The following is a 17,323-nucleotide window of genomic DNA, read 5'->3' as shown; positions in this document are numbered from 1 at the left end:
GGCTTTGTTAGGTTTATTCATAACCTTCTGCCTTCCATCTAAGAGACGTCATGACAGAATGATGAATATTGAAGATAAACGACTTCAACTGCATAACAAGAAAATAATACCCAGTGAACAAAATCACATAAGACGCTTTTGCAATAGCGAACTTTACGTGCTCGGGATATGGGGAATAAGAAGCCAACAAAGGAACAAGCCCTCCCTCATGCCCAAACATAATAATTAGAAGGCAAAATATTGAAAAGGCAAGGTAATAGATGAAAACTCGAATAAATACGAAATAATTATGCTTTAGATATGAAAGACCACTGTCAGGATGGGTAATCTCCGACATTCTTAGGGAAAGACTAGGCTGAGTAACCGTTGCAAATATAGTAAATCCTGCGAGCAAAAACCCAAGGGTACTAAGAGCAACCGCCAAGCCCGTCTTCGAGAGCTCTCGAACTAGCTCAATTGTTTCTTCTACTGGTTGAGTTGTAAACCAAGAATTGGCCAGCAGTAGCACAAATACAAGTGTCGTAGTAATTGCGTTGAACCGACTAAAAGGGATTCTTTTCGATGCAATATAAATATCCCAAAGCCTCTTCTCTTTTGTTAGGTCTTTGGGATCAAAACTCGGGGTGCTCATTTAAAAAACCTCTGCGCGAGAGATTTTACTATCACTTTTGCTTTTTGCGATGATTCTGGAATTTTTACAAGCCCACTTTCTACCAACCCCACGAAAGACTCATAAAGATCGTTTGCAGCATTGGCAGGCCTTGAGCTTAAATCCTTAAGTGGTTTTCTGAGCTGAAAGTTTTCATTATTTCCTCTTAAAATATCTCCCTCGTAATCAATTCCAGACAACTTAACATTCTGGTTGCCCTGTTCAGTTGCTTCTGCTATTTCGCTAATCGCCTCATCTTTATCGAGGCCTTTAGAATTATTATGTTTAACTAGAGTTTTCGTACTCCCTATTGCATCCTTCCTTTTCTGCATTGCCTCAAAAAATGGGTCATTATCGTTTTCATCATTTCTGTCGGATAGCGATATCTCAATAGTTTTTAAGATGTTATATTTTCGTACAAACTCCTCAATACTGTCTTCAGATGTAAGAGGAATCAATTCAAGCGTTGGTCTTGGCGTTGTTTCATGCAAATCTTTCTTGGTGACTCGAACGGCATTCGGGTCTTCTTCTCGCGCGGCGCTTAAACGCTCATACTCGGCGTCAATGTATTCCTTATGCTTGTCGCGAAGAAAACTCAGAAGAGTAGATCTGAATGACTCTTTTGAAGGTGCATCTCTTGTTTCCTTTACATATATAAGACGATGATTATTCAGAATAATTAGGAATATTGCCGAGGGAGAAGACCGCATTGAATCAGAATCTTTAACTAGCCCCTTTCCTTCTTCAAATATTTGCTCACGCTCTAAAGTTGTATCTTTAATGAATCGGCCCGCTATGCCAACCACACTTTCCGAAACGTCATCATTTAGAAGTACCGGGCTCACTTCGTGGAAAAATAGCTTGTTTTGCTATAGCTCCTTACTAGCTTTTCTTTAAAAAAGCACGGCAAAACAATTTCATCTGCCATATCGAGCAGTACTTTATCGCGTCCAAATCGGCATATGAGATTGCCCATTTCCATGTTTAACGATTTATCTGACATCCTTCGAAACTCCTTCATACATTAAAACCTAACGCTGCCAACACGCGCAGCTTTGGAGTGGATGCGAAGCCGCAATGGAGAAGCTGTCGCCGTGATTGGCATTGTTCTGTGGATTCACTACGAGACCTTTCCGCGTTCGTGCTTGATGCGATTAAGGTGTTTGTTCGCGTCGTTCAAGGCCGTGGCAGTCATCTGGCGACGGACGTAATCGGTCCATAGTTCGATACCGCGCTCGCTGTGGTATAGAACAATATTGTGCGTGCACGCTAGCATGCTCCCGACTTGCTCATACAAATCGTGGCACTCGTATGGTGGTTCCTGGCTGCTGGCGTGAGCATCGTATGCATCAGAAATCTGTTGGCGAGCGGATTTGGTTTCTGACAGGAAATTTGACTCGATACTCGCACCCGACTGCCATTTTTGAAGGGCTTTCCCGATATCTGCCAAACTCTCAATTATAAGCCCAACAATTGGATCTACTAGGTCCAAATAGTGCTCCTTGTCGAAATCACCCTTGCCATTATCGCTGAGTCCGGCCAAGGGGCTTTGCTTCCAATCCACAATGGTGCCATCACCAACATCTTCCCCGACCAGAGGAATCGGCGCGTACTCACCATCAAGACTTGGGTCAATCCAGAGGCTTCGGCACGTGTAGTTGGCTTTTTTTTCGTCAGCAGCGCTAGCATAAATGAAAGCCCAAACGACATGCGCGTCGGCTTCGCCCCACCTACCTTTTACCACGGCGTTCCTGGAGTATCGGCGCTTTGCAGTCTTAGCCGTCATGTCCCTGATAACCGCCGCCAGTTCCGGTTTGGTCATGGGACGGTTAAGGACAACTTTGATTGAGTAACGCTTGGCCATACCATGGCTGACATCCTCAGTCGAAACGAGCGTGTAGTCGCTGGACGCGACGCGCGGCGTCACAAGGTCCTTCAGCGCCTCTCGGGTATCCTTACCAAGTTTTCGCACCTGGGGAACGGCTAGCTTGTAGCCCTTCCCTGTCGATTCGATGGTGTCCTTAGCAACCCGCTCCCAATATACAACTTCGTTCTCAGGATCACAGAGGCATACGATGACGGGAAGTGTATGCCCTAGCCAGTAGTCGACATGTTGCGCATCCGGGCGGTAGATGTAGCAGCCATCCTTCGTTTCACCAAGATAGCTACTGCCAGACTTGATCTGTATCGCAACCAACTGCCCGGTGGCTATCTCATCGTCAATCAATTCGGCAATCGCATCGATCCCGTAGTCACTGCTAGGCTGCTCTCGTACGGCAAAACCCGCAGCCTCACCACGTACTGTGACCCAGCCAAGTCCTTGACGCTCTATACGATCAGATCCTTGTGCTCTCAGGTTTGAGCCCTCCCTAGTTGGATAGCAAAGACTGCCGAATTGTTAAATGGTTGGTCATGCATATGCATCCACAGAACGCGAAGCGCACCGGTGGCCTTTTTGGAGCAACGCGGAGAAAAGGCCATCTGCGTGGCGTGACTTGTTATGTTTAGCGTTCTCTGACAATCTGCTGCCTGTTATTGATGGCAAATTTGAGGTTTTTGAACCTATCTTTTTCAGAATTACTTACATGCCCCAAAACTATGTACGACTGACCAGAACTTAACTCTAAGTCTTTAAGGTCTTGATGTAAGTTAACCCATGGGATGTAAGAACTTTGCTCCTCAGTTTCCGCATAGCACTGAATTGAAACTGGATATTGTTCGACTTTGGAGCTTTTGACTTGCTTTGCCGTTACTCGAATTGCAATAGGATGTTCGATTCGACTACGAGATAAGCGATTGTATAGGACATGGTATCTTTCATCGTCATAAAAGAAATCTTTCCACATTACCTGCCTATCTTTGTACTGAATCTTGACCAATGACTCGAAATCTTCCACATCACTCCTATCTTGGATCAGGCTACGCAATCTGGATATTCCAGCAGCAGATTTACAATAAGAGGCAAGTCTTTTCTTGGTTTCGACATATTCTTTCCCTAAAGATGAGCCCTCCGGTTCAGTCGCCATCTTATCCGATAATTTATTTAGCTGTGTTCTAGATTGTTCGAGAAGGTTTAGCCTAAATGTAAAGGAACCATCTTGCGTATCTTCAAAGATATCAGGCACATTCTCTACATCTCTGGAATCACCAACAAATACCTTTACTGCACCTGAAATTGAATTCTTACATTCTGCTGCATGACAGCAATCTTTAGCCAATTTTAAATATGGTGAAACGGTGGTATTAGTTGCTAGCCGGGTATAGCCGGAATTATATTCAACACGAGTTCTACAACGCGGATCTTCACAGAACAAACTCCCATTATCAGCTTTGGATAGCTCTTGAATATTTCTTACCGTAGCTGTCTCAAGTTCACGTTTATATGCGCAAACCATTTTTATACCTTTAGCCATATACACTTTCCATTGACAGATCTTGTTTATATATGGGAGCTGAAACCAACTCTTTCAAGACTTTGCTGCATATAAAGCAAACATAACGTTTGGTTAAAGGGCGGGCTTTAACCCGTCCCAGTGAGCGCAGCGAACGGTTTGAACCATTTGTTATGCGCGCTTATTGTGCGGATTGCAATGTCGCTATATTTGCACGCAGGTCTCTAGCAAAGCTTTCTATAGACGTTAATGCATCAAGCACAAAGGGAAGGGTGATTTCTATATGGTTCCCATCTTTGCCCTTTCCATTTCGGTGGACAATGTCGTGCCGAATTATGGTTACGCGACACACATCTTTAATTGAAATATCTATTTTTCTACCGATTATGCCGCTTAGTATTTTTATGACTTTCGGGATATCATGGTACAAACTGTCCGATAATTTTCCTATGACAAACTTCTTTATTCCGTCCTTCTCAATCGAGATTTCGCTCAGCTTGAATGAAGTATCGCAGAATGGTTTGACATTTTTAATTGTATTTGCCAAGTGTGAATCGTTAGATATTATTAGTGACTTAACAATGTCCTCTAGGTATACCTCTAGGATCGTTACAGCGTGAGCTAGCACCATTTTTAAGTATGTATGATTAGCTGACATTGCGCTATTTGTTGTCAGCATGGATCTAAGCTCTGATAGATCTTTTGTGAAAATAATGTCGGCATCTTTTAATGTGAGAAATATGTAGTAGTCATATTCATCTTGCCAGTAAGCTTCTTCCTCTAGACGTTGCTGCTCCTCGCAATGTTCTTCAAACGCCTTTACTGCTTCGTTCCATATTTCAGACCCTTCCTCACCGGCGTCCTCGCCGTAATTTTCTTCAATCCATTCATACATCGGCTCATTTTCTTCCCGCCTCATCCACTCTTCTTTAGCTCTTCCCATGATTTAACCTCAGGCTGGAATTCATGCTTTATTCGCATAACGCCGCCAGCACGCGCGGCTTTGTAGTGAAGGCGAAGCCGCAACGGAAAAACCGTCGCTGTGACTGGTCTTGTTAGCAATTTATGGGTAAAACACTTCGTCCAGAGCTTGAACGAACGATGTCACCCAGTCAATTGCATTCTCAGCGTCTGCCCGAGTAATATCCCTTTGTGATATCTCTTTTGCGCTGGTTTTTAAGATCAGGTCTGACTCATGGACAATCTGGTTTCTTCGTTTAGCAATTTTCGTAAGTTCATCTTGCACATCACCCGGGCTAGGGTTGTTTGGCATTTCTGCCGATACTTTACGCCAAAAGTCAGTAATACCTAAAAGTTTCGCTCCTTTCTCAATATCACTTTTCTTCTGAAATGTGAAGTCGATATGGATGACATTCTGAATCTCCTTCTTTATGAGTGTTCCCGGCCTCGATTTGGGGTTAGACTTCAGTTTCTCTAACGCCTTTTTGGTTGCCAACACAGGAAGGCGAACTTTCTTTAGTTCTTTTGGTACGTCTTTTTCTGCTTGAGAAAGTAACGTCCAACTCCTATCTACTATCACATCATGCATATAACGATCGAGTGCGGATATTGAACAAACCAGAGAAGATCTTAATAGCTCTGATGCGTATTCATGTGAAAAGTGTTCTCGACTAATACCAACAGACTCACGAAGAATCAGAAGACTTTTTTTATCTTTGCCATCAATTCGAACAATATTTTCGCGTTGAGGCCGTCGCATAAATGTCTTAAAAGATGATAGCCAATCACTTCTGCCATTTCTTTGCCTACTATTATGGACAATGTCATAAAGCGTCAGGAAATGCTTAGACCTCTTCAAAGCGAAATCGAATGTATCTTTAGGTGAGATTGGACTTTGCTTCCTTATTGATTGCTAACGTTGCCAACACCGGCGGAGCGAAGCGACGTCCCAGCCCGAAGGGCTGTAGTGGTTGGCCTTGTTACGAGTTTTACTCATACAGCTTATCACCTGGCGGAAGCACCAATGGAACACTGAACTTTACTTTTGATACGGCGACGTTCTCGACTGCTGCGTCGTTTTTCTTCCCTAGGCTGATACTTCCGAGAAACACGCCAATGCCCTCTGATGATCCCCTGTTGTCCGTCGAAGTTAGCCCCACGTCAAATACGACTTCCTGAGGCATAGCGTGCTGGTAGTTATTCCATGATCCGTCTTTTTGGAAATACATAGAGGTGGGATTGACGATACCACCCCGTTCTTTAATGGTTTCTTGGGCTAGAGAGGCGCCCTCAACGATCTGTTCGAGGGTAGCCTTCACAAAATCTTTCAATTCCATCGTCGAACTTCCTATGGTCTTATTCGTAACAGGTATTGGATAGCACGCTCGTTCATTATCTTGAACGAGCCGGCGCGTTAACAATCTTATCTAGCCTACCGCGTTTCCCCTAACCCATTGATATCTCATGAGGCTAAAAATAATTAGGCGATGTATGCAGAATTCGCGCGCTTGCGCGTTTTGCCGGGACCAATAATGCTGTATATAAACCCAGCAACAGGAAATGCAAGGAGCAGCTTATGGACGCGCACAGCCGACCTCCAAAGCTCATGGATCGCGTGAAGGCCACCATGAAGGTGAGACGCTACAGCCCTCGCACCGTAAAAACCTACTGCTACTGGATACGCTACTTCATTCGTTTCAATGGCGTGCGTCATCCCGCTAGCATGGGTGGCCCCGAGGTCAGGGCTTTCTTGGAGCACCTTGCGGTGCAGCGCTATGTGGCAGCGGCCACACAGAACCAAGCCCTGAATGCCATCGTGTTCCTCTATCGCCATGTGCTCGATCAGCCTCTCGGCGATATTGGTGATTTCGCGCACGCCAAGCGACCGCGCCGGCTGCCGGTGGTGCTATCCCATGAGGAAGTGATGGGTGTGCTGGGTAAGGAGTTCGCCGGAGTTCGCAGCCCGCTGGGTTGAGTGGTTGATGACTGAGTCCAGGCACGCTACCGCCCCTACCCGGCAGCATGGATGATGGCAGTGTCATCCCTGATGCGGCAGCCCTTGCGTACGTCTTGGTGAAACGGCCATCTTCAGTGGCCTTTGCCTTACCGTAAACAAACGCTATGCGCTGAGCAACGCCAACAAAGTCAAAAGCATCAGGGGGAAAGAGGGATTGCTACGCGGGGCTCTGCTCTTGCCCTGCGGCGCCCAGCATGCTGTCTAGCTCGTTCTCGTCGACGCCGAGCATCTGCAGGATATTGCGCTGGGCGGCGTTGAGGAGGTTCTGACGCTCCTGCTCGCCGGGCAGGCTCTTGGCGATGGCCACGGCGCCCACCAGGGAGGCAAGAATAACGCGGGCCTTGTCGGCAACGACCTCGCGGTCAGGCTCGAAGGGGAGTTTCTTGAGGCGGCTCAAGGCGATGAGGCGGGTTTCCAGCATCTTCTTCATGCGCAGGTAGGAGGCTTCGAACAGCGTGCGCACCTCGGCATTCTCGTTGCCGATCTCGTTGAACAGTACCGTCTCGGGACCCGGCTTGCACTTGCGCTCGAGCTCCTGGAGGTTCCAGCAGTTGGCGACCAGTTCCGTCAGGTGCTTCACCGAGAGCGGTCCCTTGACCAGCCGAGCCGCGCGGCTGCTCTCCAGGGTTTCACGTACCGAGGCGTGGTAGAGCGCTTCCTTCGAGGAGAAGTGCGCGTAGAAGGCGCCGTGGGTCATCTTGGCCAGCTTCATGATCTGGCCGATGGAGGCCTTCTCGAACCCCTTGCGGCTGAACAGCTCGATGGCCGACTTGAGGATGCGCTCCCGCGATTTGGCCTTGTGGTTCGTCGAGTAGGGCATGGCGACCTCGCACTCCCACGTTGAATATTATCTTGATCATATCAAGCCCGGTGCTAGCGTGGCACAACCCCAAGCTGTTCAGGAATTTACCATGCAATCACCACTCGTCATCACCGGCATGGGCATGATCAGCCCGCTTGGTTACGGCGTCAAGGCAAGCTGGGAGCGGCTGCTCGCCGGCCGCTCAGGCATCTCCTCGATCAACCGCTTCGATACCGGCGAGCTGCCGATCAAGGTGGCGGGCTCGGTTCCCGGCATCGCAGAAGACCCGGAAGCCGGCCTCGACCCGGACCAGGTGCTGGATGCCAAGGAGCGTCGCAAGCTGGAGCTGTTCAGCCTCTACGCCATGGGCGCCGCCGAAGAGGCGCTGACCCAGGCCAACTGGTTCCCCGAAAGCGATGCGGACCGGCTGTCGACGGCCACTATCATAGGCTCTGGCATCGGTGGCTTCCCCACCATCACCCAGGCCCAGAACACCCTCTCGTCGCGCGGCCACCGCCGGCTCTCCCCGTTCACCGTGCCGGCCTTCCTGGCCAACCTGGCAGCGGGCAATGTGTCGATTCGCTATGGCTTGCGTGGGCCGCTGGGCTGCCCGGTAACGGCCTGTGCCGCGGGCGTGCAGGCCATCGGCGACGGCATGCGCATGATCCGCAGCGGTGAGGCCGAGGTGGCGCTGGTGGGCGGCGCCGAAGCCTGTATCGACCCGCTCTCGCTGGCCAGCTTCCATGCCATGAAGGCGCTCTCCACCGAGCAGGACGACCCCACCAGGGCGTCACGCCCCTTTGACCAGGCCCGCAACGGCTTCGTGATGGGGGAAGGCGCTGGGCTGCTGGTGATCGAAACGCTGGCCCACGCAGAAGCGCGCGGGGCAACGCCGCTGGCGATTCTCAGCGGCTACGGCACCAGTGCGGATGCCCACCATATCACCGCCGGCCCAGAAGACGGTGCGGGTGCCGCGGCGGCCATTCGCGCCGCCCTGAGAATGGCGGGCCTATCGCCCGAGGCGATCGACCACATCAATGCCCACGCCACCTCGACGCCGGTGGGTGACCGAGCCGAGATCGCGTCGCTGCGCAACGCCTTTGGCGACGCCCTCGCCGGCATCCCGATCTCCGCGACCAAGTCGGCCACCGGCCATCTGCTGGGGGCCGCCGGCGGGGTGGAGAGCATCTTCTCCGCCCTTTCGGTCATGCACGACCGCCTGCCCCCGACACTGAACCTGGAAAACCCAGACGAGGATCTCAGCGACCTGAATTTCGTCTCGGGCTCGGCACGTCAACATGCGACCCAGCACGTGCTGTGCAACGGCTTTGGCTTCGGCGGGGTGAATGCGGCGCTGATCGTCAGCAAGGTGTAGCGATGGTGTCGCGTGATTGGCTGATGCCATAAACGGCAACACCCCGGGCCGGTGAGCTGGCTCGGGGTGTTGGATTGTCATGCTACGTCTCAGTGACAGTGCACTCTGCCGACACTGTTATCCATGTGGCAGCACTGCCCTGGTGGGGAGCTTTTCCGGCAGCCTCCCCCATGCGCAAGAACGCTGCTGCTGAAGACCAACAGCGCCAACGCGACGATGATCACCCGCATGTTTTTCCCCTCATTTAATTATTGTCGGAAGTACTGCAGAGCCAGATTGCCCCAAACCTGGGCCTGCCACCACGCTTTATTTCGCTACGCGCTGTATGGCAGCCAACCGGCTACGCCCACCAGGGCTCCAGCGTCAGCGAACTGCCGTTAACGACGCGTGTCCAGGTTGTCGATGAGCACATATATATATATGCAAGCCGCTAGGGTTACTGATTAACTGGTCGGGCACGGTTACTTCCTGAGCCGCACCAAGGAGACGCACAAGCCCCATGCCAATACTGATCGATGTCAGCACAGCGCAGGAGGCCGCCCGCTGGCGGCCCATCAACGACGATGTGATGGGCGGTGCTTCATCGGGTGCCATGCACGCGGCGCAAGGCGTCGGCGTCTTCGCCGGCGAGCTGTCGCTGACCAACGGGGGTGGCTTCGCATCCATACGGCGCGAGCGCCAGCCGATGCAGCTATCAGGCTATTCGGGCTTGACCGTTGAGGTCCGCGGCGATGGGCGCCAGTACCAGCTGCGCCTCTACAGTCAGCAGCTAGGCGACGGCGCTGCGTATCGTGCCCTGTTCCAGCCCCCTGCGGGAGAGTGGCAGCATGTCGCCCTGCCCTGGCACGCCTTCGAGGCGATTCGCCGTGGCCGCCTGCTGGAAGATGCCCCAGCGCTTGCGCCGGACGACATCCAGCAGCTCGGCCTGTTGATTGCCGACCGCCGCGATGGCGCCTTTCAGCTGGAGATCGCCGGTATAGAACCCCTGCAGGCCCGCTAACGCGCTATGCTGCCCATACACAAGATGAGCTAACGTCGCCTTGCTGGCGTGGGCGCAATCAGGAGAAGCTGGCGGCATGAGCGTTTCCAAGCCATCTACAGCTGGGGCGAAACTCACCTTGAGACGCCCCCATCGGCTCGCCCTGGCGACGGTGCCCCCGCGCGCCTTCGCCTTCTGCCACACTTTCGGGCTCACGGTGTGGATCGCCCTGGCCGAGGGCAGCGGCTGGCGGCTGATATTGCCTGGCCTGCTGCTGCTGATATGGCCGGCAGTGGCCTATGTGCATGCCGTGCTGGCCCGCAATTCCAAGCGCGCCGAGTTCAGGAACCTCTATTTCGACAGCCTGCTGTTCGGCATCTGGTGCGGCGTGCTCGACTATTACCTCTGGGCCACGCTGTTCATTGGCCTTGCCTGCTTCATGAACAACATGGTGGTGGGTGGCCTGCGCCGAATGGCCATCTCGGTCGCGCTGTTCGCCGGCGGGGCCCTGGGCTGGGGCGTATTGTCGGGGTTCGAGTTTCGCCCCTACGTCAGCATGGAGCTGGACGTCTACCAGGTAAGCGGTGCGGTGATTTACCTGCTCGCGCTGGCTTACGTCATGAACGGGCAGAATCGCAAGATCGGCCGCAGCATTACCGAGATCCAGTACCAGAATCGGGTCTTTCACGCCCTCCTCGACCTCGGCGTGGTGGCCAACCGCGCGCCGAACATCAATACCCTGCTCGATGACTCCTTGAAGCATCTGCATGCCGACTTCCCGGAGTACGGCTTTGCGGTGTTCCTTCAGGAGCGGCAGCGCCCCGAGGTGACGCGCTACGCAGCCGAGGCCGGCCTGCGCCTGAGCCTCGATGGCGAGCGTCGCCTGGGCACCAGGCTGGCAAGGCTGCATGAGCAGGATGGCGGTACCATCAAGCTCAATGAGTGCCCCGATGGCGAGCAGCTCTATGCTACCTCCATGGCAGGACGGCTCAGCCTGTACGAGGGTTGGCTGGTGGTGCGTGCCCCGACGCTGGACGCGGCCCTGGAGCGCGTGCTGACGCTGTTCGTCGACCAGTTGGCCGCGGCGACCGAGAACAAGCTGCTGCACCTTGCGCTACAGCGTGCGGCGGAGCGCGACGGGCTTACCGGGCTATACAACCGCGGCTTCTTCGAGTCGGCGCTTCAGCAGAGCATCCAGGGCAAGATGCAGCAGCCAGGGCTCGATTTTTCCTTGCTGATGATGGATGTCGACGGGCTCAAGGAGGTCAACGACCAGTATGGCCACCTGGTTGGCGACCAGCTCATCACCACCGTCGCCGAGCGCCTTCAGATGCAGTGCCGGGAGGGCGATATCCTGGCCCGCTACGGCGGTGACGAATTCGTGATCCTGTTCCCGTCCGCCGACCTGTCGGCGCCGGCACGCGTCGGAGATTTGATCCGCAGGCACATGGAAGGCCAGCACTGCATCCTCGCCACCGCCGAGGGTGAAGGCGTCGAGGTGTCGCTTCGCTTGAGCCTGGGCTGCGCCAGCTCCAGCGAGGTGCCCGCTCAAGCGGTGCTTACCCTCGCCGACAACCGCATGTATGACGACAAGACCCAGCGCCGCAAGAGCAGCGTACTCAACTGAGCCGAGCCAGGCCTTCAATCCGCCGCGGCGTAAAATGCCAGCTGATCGGCGTGGGCCTTGACGAAGGCCGGGCGAGCCATGGCCCGCGAGATATACTCTCGGCAGGTGGGAGACTGCGCAAGCCCGTCGAATCGATCAACGAGGCGCAGCACGTCTGCCATGGCGATATCGGCGATGGAGAACGTCCCAGCCAGCCATTCGCGCTGGGCCAGGATCGACTCGAGATGCTGCAGCCGGGAGGCAAGGAAATTGTCCAGCGTCTGCTTGCCTGGCGTAACGTGGGTATCGCCAGCGAAGTGGAACAGCGACCAGGGCAGGCTCGCCATCTCGACGGAGTTGAGCGCGGCGAACAGCCACTCGATGACCTCGAGACGACGATGCGGGTCAGCAGGCATCAGAACCTCGCTGCGCTCGCCCAGATACAGCAGGATCGCGCCGCTCTCGAAGATCGATATATCGCCATCGGTCAGCCACGGCACCTGGCCGAAGGGCTGGTGGGAAAAATGCCCGGCATCCCGGGAGTGAAACGGCACCCCCTCGACCCGATAGGGCAACCCGGCTTCCTCCAGCGCCCAGCACAGCCTGAGGTCGCGCACATAGCCGCGCGGCGTCTCGGGAACCCAATCGAAGGTGGTGACAATCAGTTCGCCCATGTTAGCGCCTCCTGTTGAAACGGTATAACACACGAGCTGTTGTCGAAGGGTGCCTAACGTTTTCGACACCCACAGAGAAACGCCCCCGAGCCAGGCGACCGGCTCGGGGGCGTTTGGTATTGGTACGAGAGTATGGCGGGTGCCGCGGCTTACAGGCCCGCCTTGGCGGCGCGGTGGGCATGCAGCTTCTTGTAGCTCTCGATCAGCCGCTGGTGCTTCTCCAGGCCGTCCAGCTGCATGCTGGTGGGCGTCAGGCCGTGGAAGCGCACCTCGCCCTGCACCGAGCCGACCACCGCGGCCATGGTGTCCTCGCCGAACATGCGGTTGAAGTTGTAGAGGTAGTCGCCCAGTTCCTGCTCGTCGTTTAGCACGATTTCGAGTACCGCCTGCACCGCCTGGTAGAAGAGCCCGCGGGCGACGCTATTGTCGTTGTACTGCAGGAACATCTGCACCCGCTCCAGCGCCTCCTCGTGCTGGCCCAGCGCCAGGTGGATCAGCAGCTTGAGCTCGAGGATGGTCAGTTGGCCCCACACCGTGTTCTCGTCGAACTCGATACCGATCAGGGTGATGATATCCATGTGCTCGTCGAGCTGGGTCTCCTCGAGGCGCTCGAGCAGCGCGGCCAGCTGGTCGTCATCCAGGCGGTGGAGGTTGAGGATGTCCTCGCGGAACAGCAGCGCCATGTTGGTGTTGTCCCACACCAGGTCTTCCACCGGGTAGACCTCGGAGTAGCCCGGCACCAGGATGCGGCACACCGGCGCGCCGAGGTCGTCGAACACGGCCATGTAGGCTTCGTGGCCCAGCGCCTCGAGGATGCCGAACAGCGTCGCGGCTTCCTCGGCGGTGCTGTTGGAACCGCTACCGGAAAAGTCCCACTCGACGAAATCGACGTCGCTGTTGCTGCTGAAGAAGCGCCAGGAGATCAGCCCCGAGGAGTCGATGAAGTGCTCGACGAAGTTGTTCGGCTCGGACACCGCCAGCGAGTTGAAGGTAGGCGGCATGAAGTCGTTGAGCCCCTCGAAGCTGCGGCCCTGCAGCAGCTCGGTGAGGCTGCGCTCCAGCGCCACCTCGAAGCTTGGGTGGGCGCCAAAGGAGGCGAACACGCCGCCGGTGCGCGGGTTCATCAGGGTCACGCACATCACCGGGTACTGGCCGCCCAGCGAGGCATCCTTGACCAGCACCGGGAAGCCCTGGGCCTCCAGCGCCTGAATGCCCTCGAGGATCGCCGGGTACTGCTCGAGCACCGCCTGGGGTACGTCGGGCAGCACCATTTCCTGCTCGATGATCTCGCGCTTCACCGCCCGCTCGAAGATCTCCGAGAGGCACTGCACCTGGGCCTCGGCCAGGGTGTTGCCGGCGCTCATGCCGTTGCTGAGGTAGAGGTTCTCGATCAGGTTGGACGGGAAGTAGACCGTCTCGCCGTCGGACTGGCGCACGAAGGGCAGCGACACGATACCCCGCGCCGTCTTGCCGGAGTTGGTGTCGATCAGGTTCGAGCCGCGCAGTTCACCGTCCGGATCGAAGATCGCCCGGCAGTGGTCGTCGAGGATGCCGTCGGGCAGTTCGTCATTGGGCCCGGGCTGGAACCACTCCTCGTTGGGGTAGTGGACGAAGGCGCTGTTCGCGACCTCCTCGCCGAAGAACTGGTCGTTGTAGAAGAAGTTGCAGCTCAGGCGCTCGATGAACTCGCCCAGCGCCGAGCACAGCGCGCTCTCCTTGGTCGCCCCCTTGCCGTTGGTGAAGCACATCGGCGAGGCGGCGTCGCGAATGTGCAGCGACCACACGTGGGGCACGATATTGCGCCACGAGGCGATCTCGATCTTCATTCCCAGGTCGGCGAGGATGCCGCTCATGTTGGCAATGGTCTGCTCCAGCGGCAGGTCCTTGCCCTCGATCCAGGTGCTGCCCTCGCCCTCCGGCGCGCCCATCAGCAGGGCCTGGGCGTCCTCGTCGATGTTCTCGACAGTCTCGATCTGGAACTCGGGGCCGGTCTGCACCACCTTCTTGACCGTGCAGCGGTCGATGGAGCGCAGGATGCCCTGGCGGTCCTTGTCGGAGATATCCTCCGGCAGTTCGACCTGGATCTTGAAGATCTGGTTGTAGCGGTTCTCCGGGTCGACGATGTTGTTCTGCGACAGGCGGATGTTCTCGGTGGGGATCCCCCGGGTGTTGCAGTACACCTTGACGAAGTACGCCGCGCACATCGCCGAGGAGGCCAGGAAGTAGTCGAACGGCCCCGGCGCCGAGCCGTCGCCCTTGTAGCGAATCGGCTGGTCGGAGATGACCGTGAAGTCGTCGAACTTGGCCTCCAGGCGGAGGTTGTCGAGATAGTTGACCTTGATTTCCATGGACGGGCACCGGACGTGGGGAGCTTCGGCGAAGCGAGGGCAGAAAACCTGCCATTATCCAGTTTTTCGCCGCCCCCGGCTAGGCGTCGTCATCCCGCGGGCCAACCCAGAACAGCGGGTTGTACGCCACCTCCCACAGGTAGCCGTCCGGGTCGGCGAAATATCCCGAGTAGCCGCCCCAGAACACCTTCTGCGCCGGCTTCACCAAAGTGGCGCCGGCGGCAACGGCCTGCGCCATCACCGCGTCGACGGCGGCCTCGGATTCGACGTTGTGGGCAAGCGCAACCCCGGCAAAGCCGGTACCCTCGGCGGACACTCCGGCATCCTCGGCCAATGCCTCACGGCCGTACAGCCCCAGCCAGCTGCCGTTGAGCGTGAAGAAGGCCACCTCCGGCGGCGACTCCATCCGCGGCAGGCCAAGGCCTTGCTCATAAAACCTCACCGACGTCGCCAGATCCCTGACGCCGAGGGTGATCATGCTGATTCTTGGATTCATGGCAAGTTACCTCGGGTCATAATCATGGTTCACCATCCAGAAGCTCTGTTCCCAGGTTCCCCTTAAGCACTAGAAGAACCTCGTCTGTGTGCTTATGATCATGCCATACAAAGCCCCCTCGAGCTTAACCACCTTAAACTGGTAATCGTTCATTTCGGCCACCACACGAGGCGTTCAGCGCTCTGTAAATTCACCTACTCCTCGTTCTTATTATGGCAACAGGCATATCACATGACTGCTTATCACTTGAAATGCACAGTCACGCTCAACATTATAACTTAGCAGGCCTTAACGACGACGTCTTTCGGTAGATAGAGGTTGGTTCGGTACGTCGAAAACTGCCATAACCGCTTCTGCAGCGCGTAGCGCCCCGGGGTCGGCCTGCATCTCGCGAGAGATGCGTTGGAGCCTGGCAGCCATCTGCGTGTCGTTTAGCAACGATAGGATCGCCTCGCGGAGGCTATCAGGCGACCAGGTCGTCCGGTCGAGATGCTGTCCCGTACCTGTCGCCTGAGCCCGCTGCGCATTATCGTGTCCATCCCAACAGTAGGGCATGACCAACGAGGGCACTCCGTGGAACAGGGCCTCGCAGAAGCTATTGTTGCCGCCGTGGTGGATGAACAGTGCGCTTTGTCTAACGACGGAAGGCTGCGGAAACCAGCTACCCAGATACACATTGTCAGGCACATGCTGATACGCCTCGAGGAACCCGCCGACATTGACCACAAAGCGTGCCGGTAGCGTGGCAAACGTATCGATCATCTTGCCAATCAGCTCGGTATCGATCGCTCCCAGGCTACCAAAGCTCATGTAGACGAGAGGCCCGTCGTCGGCTGGCAGCACAGGCGGATCAAAACGCGACTCTTCCCTGACACAGCCTTCCAGAAAGACGAAACGATCCGCAGGCAGAGGGCTCGCTCGCGAGTAACGCACGGCGCTTGGGGCCAGCAGCAAGTTGAGCCTGTCAGAATTCTCCAGGAAGGAGCCGGGGGGCAACGGGCGCAGACCACGTGACTGCCGAAACGCGTTATAGCGACGATGCGCCGACTCTGTCGCATTCAAGTAGGTTTGTTCGAATCGAGCCACTGACACGGCGTCTTGCGGTGCCAGCCCAGAAAGATAAGGAGGCACCAAGGGGTCTGGAATCTCGGTTTCAGCGCAGGATACGATCCGGACCCAAGGATACCCAGAACGCACGATGGCTGGGAACATGATGACATTGTCGAGCAATATAGCATCTGGGCGAATCTGGTCTAGCAGGCTTTCGACCCCCGCTTCGGCATCGATCGCCGTATCCACTATCGCGTCCCAGGTGGGTGCGACGTAGGTGGCTAACTGCTCTTCCGCGCTGAGGTTGAAGTGCGGAAGATGCCTATTGATAAAGGCCTGCCAGTAGTCTGCATTCCTATGTAGCTGAGCCTCGGATGGAGCAGGCAGGTGGTACTCCTTGAACCCGTACTCGGCAAACACACCGGTAAAACCGTGGTGGCACAGGAACACCGGCAAGGCCCCCATATGGCGTAACTGCTGTGCAATACCCACACAGTTAAGCGCAGCACCAAAACTCGCTTCGGGAAACAACGCGATGACGCGGGAATGACTCATTGATGCGCTCCTCGAATCAGCGGTGGTATGCCGCGATTGGCAGCTTGCGGGCGGCGAATTCGCGAGCGGCGCAGGTGCAGCACCATCTGGTCCGCTGCGAGCTCAAATTGATGGCGCTCGAGACTGTCGAGAATTTCAAGGTGTTCATCCAGTGACTGCCGCAACCTGAAATCGGGAATCGATATATCCTTCTGTGTCGCACGACGCAGCCGATGATGGGCCATAAGTGCTCCTCGGGCAAAGCGGTTGCCTGAACACTCGGCAATAAAACTGTGGAATTCAGTATCAAGCCGCAGGAAGCCAGAGCTGGTGATAAGCCCCTCTTGTGTTCCTGAATTCAAGTAATAAGCGCAGCACCTGCGGTGTTGAGGGCTCCTGAGTATTCACCCAAAAACACCTGTGCCGGTGTCCGGTAACCAA

At 55.4% G+C, this 17,323-nt stretch carries 17 protein-coding genes; 4 read left to right on the top strand and 13 right to left on the bottom strand.

Annotated features, from left to right (window positions below; genetic code table 11):
• Positions 1-13 precede the first annotated feature (13 nt).
• The 7 genes from QC821_RS20155 to QC821_RS20125 form a co-directional block, all read right to left on the bottom strand.
• Positions 14-631 carry a hypothetical protein gene (locus QC821_RS20155; protein WP_309725071.1) on the bottom strand — a complete coding sequence of 206 codons (618 nt, stop codon included), beginning with the start codon at positions 629-631 and terminating at the stop codon, positions 14-16.
• Positions 628-1,494 (bottom strand): hypothetical protein, encoded by an 867-nt coding sequence (locus tag QC821_RS20150; RefSeq protein WP_309725070.1) that lies wholly within the window; start codon positions 1,492-1,494, stop codon positions 628-630. Before QC821_RS20150 ends, QC821_RS20155 begins: the two co-directional genes overlap by 4 nt.
• A gap of 275 nt (positions 1,495-1,769) precedes the next feature.
• A complete protein-coding gene (locus QC821_RS20145; protein WP_309725097.1) occupies positions 1,770-2,981 on the bottom strand; it encodes a DUF4365 domain-containing protein in 1,212 nt (403 codons plus the stop codon).
• A gap of 172 nt (positions 2,982-3,153) precedes the next feature.
• On the bottom strand, positions 3,154-4,062 hold the full coding sequence (locus QC821_RS20140) for a hypothetical protein (protein ID WP_309725069.1): 909 nt from the start codon (positions 4,060-4,062) through the stop codon (positions 3,154-3,156).
• A 160-nt stretch (positions 4,063-4,222) separates the two neighbouring features.
• Complete coding sequence (locus QC821_RS20135) at positions 4,223-4,984, bottom strand: hypothetical protein (RefSeq protein WP_309725068.1); 762 nt, start codon at positions 4,982-4,984, stop codon at positions 4,223-4,225.
• Positions 4,985-5,104: 120 nt separating this feature from the next.
• A complete protein-coding gene (locus QC821_RS20130; protein ID WP_309725067.1) occupies positions 5,105-5,761 on the bottom strand; it encodes a HEPN domain-containing protein in 657 nt (218 codons plus the stop codon).
• A gap of 229 nt (positions 5,762-5,990) precedes the next feature.
• Complete coding sequence (locus QC821_RS20125) at positions 5,991-6,338, bottom strand: hypothetical protein (protein ID WP_309725065.1); 348 nt, start codon at positions 6,336-6,338, stop codon at positions 5,991-5,993.
• Positions 6,339-6,577: 239 nt separating this feature from the next.
• Between QC821_RS20125 and QC821_RS20120 the strand changes: the two genes are divergently transcribed.
• Positions 6,578-6,976 (top strand): phage integrase N-terminal SAM-like domain-containing protein, encoded by a 399-nt coding sequence (locus tag QC821_RS20120; protein WP_309725063.1) that lies wholly within the window; start codon positions 6,578-6,580, stop codon positions 6,974-6,976.
• Positions 6,977-7,175: 199 nt separating this feature from the next.
• Here QC821_RS20120 and QC821_RS20115 read toward each other — a convergent pair whose 3' ends face one another.
• Positions 7,176-7,838 (bottom strand): TetR/AcrR family transcriptional regulator, encoded by a 663-nt coding sequence (locus tag QC821_RS20115; RefSeq protein WP_309725061.1) that lies wholly within the window; start codon positions 7,836-7,838, stop codon positions 7,176-7,178.
• Between the two features lie 91 nt (positions 7,839-7,929).
• Between QC821_RS20115 and fabF the strand changes: the two genes are divergently transcribed.
• The 3 genes from fabF (at position 7,930) to QC821_RS20100 (ending at position 11,801) form a co-directional block, all read left to right on the top strand.
• Positions 7,930-9,195 (top strand): beta-ketoacyl-ACP synthase II, encoded by a 1,266-nt coding sequence (fabF, locus tag QC821_RS20110; protein ID WP_309725060.1) that lies wholly within the window; start codon positions 7,930-7,932, stop codon positions 9,193-9,195.
• Positions 9,196-9,694: 499 nt separating this feature from the next.
• Positions 9,695-10,195, top strand: coding sequence for a CIA30 family protein (locus QC821_RS20105; RefSeq protein ID WP_309725058.1), 501 nt, complete (start codon positions 9,695-9,697; stop codon positions 10,193-10,195).
• 118 nt (positions 10,196-10,313) lie between these two features.
• Entirely contained in the window at positions 10,314-11,801 is a 1,488-nt protein-coding gene (locus QC821_RS20100; protein WP_309725055.1) for a sensor domain-containing diguanylate cyclase, read from the top strand.
• Between the two features lie 14 nt (positions 11,802-11,815).
• On the opposite strand, the gene QC821_RS20095 is transcribed toward QC821_RS20100, so the two are convergent.
• From QC821_RS20095 to QC821_RS20075, 5 genes are all read right to left on the bottom strand, one after another.
• Positions 11,816-12,454 carry a glutathione S-transferase family protein gene (locus QC821_RS20095; protein ID WP_309725053.1) on the bottom strand — a complete coding sequence of 213 codons (639 nt, stop codon included), beginning with the start codon at positions 12,452-12,454 and terminating at the stop codon, positions 11,816-11,818.
• Between the two features lie 149 nt (positions 12,455-12,603).
• Complete coding sequence (locus QC821_RS20090; protein ID WP_309725052.1) at positions 12,604-14,802, bottom strand: OsmC domain/YcaO domain-containing protein; 2,199 nt, start codon at positions 14,800-14,802, stop codon at positions 12,604-12,606.
• Between the two features lie 79 nt (positions 14,803-14,881).
• Positions 14,882-15,298: a VOC family protein gene (locus tag QC821_RS20085; RefSeq protein ID WP_309725050.1), complete on the bottom strand. Its 417-nt coding sequence runs from the start codon at positions 15,296-15,298 to the stop codon at positions 14,882-14,884.
• A gap of 288 nt (positions 15,299-15,586) precedes the next feature.
• Positions 15,587-16,903 carry a nucleotide disphospho-sugar-binding domain-containing protein gene (locus QC821_RS20080; RefSeq protein ID WP_309725048.1) on the bottom strand — a complete coding sequence of 439 codons (1,317 nt, stop codon included), beginning with the start codon at positions 16,901-16,903 and terminating at the stop codon, positions 15,587-15,589.
• Positions 16,900-17,244, bottom strand: coding sequence for an FCD domain-containing protein (locus tag QC821_RS20075; RefSeq protein ID WP_309725046.1), 345 nt, complete (start codon positions 17,242-17,244; stop codon positions 16,900-16,902). The genes QC821_RS20080 and QC821_RS20075 overlap by 4 nt, the downstream gene beginning before the upstream one ends.
• Between the last annotated feature and the right edge of the window lie 79 nt (positions 17,245-17,323).

The organism is Franzmannia qiaohouensis, from assembly GCF_031451695.1.
In the GTDB taxonomy this organism is placed as follows: domain Bacteria; phylum Pseudomonadota; class Gammaproteobacteria; order Pseudomonadales; family Halomonadaceae; genus Franzmannia; species Franzmannia qiaohouensis.
This window is presented reverse-complemented; position numbering and strand designations above follow the sequence as displayed.